General features: G+C 25.9%; 3 protein-coding genes. All 3 read left to right on the top strand.

What is annotated here, in order from left to right:
- On the top strand, window positions 1-192 hold a 192-nt coding region (locus tag HG1285_RS19605), incomplete at its 5' end, for a BlaI/MecI/CopY family transcriptional regulator (RefSeq protein WP_008289262.1).
- A complete protein-coding gene (locus HG1285_RS01935; protein WP_008289261.1) occupies window positions 182-958 on the top strand; it encodes a M48 family metalloprotease in 777 nt (258 codons plus the stop codon). The genes HG1285_RS19605 and HG1285_RS01935, both read left to right, overlap by 11 nt.
- On the top strand, window positions 958-1,524 hold the full coding sequence (locus HG1285_RS01940; RefSeq protein ID WP_008289260.1) for a TolC family protein: 567 nt from the start codon (window positions 958-960) through the stop codon (window positions 1,522-1,524). Before HG1285_RS01935 ends, HG1285_RS01940 begins: the two co-directional genes overlap by 1 nt.
- The last annotated feature ends 8 nt before the right edge of the window (window positions 1,525-1,532 follow it).

The following is a 1,532-nucleotide window of genomic DNA, read 5'->3' as shown; positions in this document are numbered from 1 at the left end:
GGTTATAGATACTACACGATAATATCAAAGGAAGAGTTTGAAAAGATGGTTGCTAAAAAAGTGGTGAAAGATATTACAAAAACAGACCCTTCTCTTGCTATAGCTGCTTTTGAAGGTATTGTGGAAAATCTATCCAAGGAAGATATAGAAAAACTAAAAAAACTTATAGAAGAAAAGGAAAATGAGAGATAAATTTACTGGATTTATAGCCATCATAGGAACTTTATATATTGCTTTGTATGTATATCTAACAATGAATATTCAAATCTGGTTAGTTGATGTTATTCACTGTTTTAAAGTGATGGAATTTAAAGTTTATTTGATAGACCATATTAATATTTTCTTTTATATAGCTCTGTTTTTCTTTATGTCTTTTTATATATCAAAAATGCTTTATATACTGTTTAAGGAGCTTTACAGATTTTACACATTAAATAAATACATCAGTATTTTAAAAATAAAAAGACTCAAAAATATTTTAGTAATAGATACAGAAGAAAAACTTGCCTTTAACTTTTTAAATAAAATTGTAATATCAAAGTCTATACTTGATAATTTTTCTGAAGAAGAAAGAAAAAGTATATTCTGGCATGAAAAAGGACATTTAATTAATGGAGATAGTTATAAAATACTGTTTTCTAACCTTATATTATCTTTGTTTCCAGAGAAAATAAAAAATACAATTTTAAAATCTTATATACTGTTTCTTGAAACAAATGCTGATAGGTTTGCACTAAAGTTCATAGATACAGTTAATCTTGCAAAGTCTTTACTGAAATTTAAAAGCTCAACATCTTTAAATCCTATGATGAACAATTTTACAGAAGATAGATTAAAAACTATATTAGAAGGAAATAACGTTCAAATACCTAAATTTATTCATGTTTTGATAATTCTTATAACTGCTGTAATTTTTGTTTCAATAATATACAAAACTTGTCTGTGCGGGATAATGTGATGAGAAAATATATTTTTTGGATTTTACTACTATATAATGTAGTTTATGCAGGAGATATTAAAAGTATTATTAGTAAAGCTTTAAATGAAAATCCAAAGCTAAAAGCCATAGAAAATGAGCTTAAGTCTTACAAAGAAAAAGAGGTTTTTGTTTCAAGTTTTCAAGACCCTGTTTTAAACTTTTCAATTAATGATATTCAGCTTTTTTACAGACCATTATCCAGAACATTGGAACCAATGCAAACAGTTAACTTAGGATTTTCACAAAAAATTCCATGGCTTAAAAAGTTAGACGTGAAAAAAGAAATCGTTAAAAAGCTATACGATGAAAGATTTTACTATCTTCAGAATATAAAGCAGGATATTATCTACAGTATTTATAAAAATTCCTTCAGATACTGGGAAATTGTAGAAAAGTTAAAAATCATAAAAGAGTATGAAAAGGTAGCAAAGCATCTAATAGATTTTTCAAATACTTTATACAGCGTAGGAAAAGTATCACAGGCAGATGTGTTCAATGCTGAGGTCTTTTATTCTACATTAAAAGAAAAAGAAGAAAGACTTTAAAAAGGAAA

Source organism: Hydrogenivirga sp. 128-5-R1-1 (assembly GCF_000171895.1).
Note: the sequence above shows the minus strand (reverse complement) of the source record. Positions and strands in the feature narration are given on the sequence as shown.

What these genes read in the sequence shown, in the direction of transcription:
- HG1285_RS01940 (WP_008289260.1), top strand. Translation starts at nt 958, where the DNA reads ATGAGAAAATATATTTTTTGGATTTTACTACTATATAATGTAGTTTAT.
- HG1285_RS01935 (WP_008289261.1), top strand. Translation starts at nt 182, where the DNA reads ATGAGAGATAAATTTACTGGATTTATAGCCATCATAGGAACTTTATAT.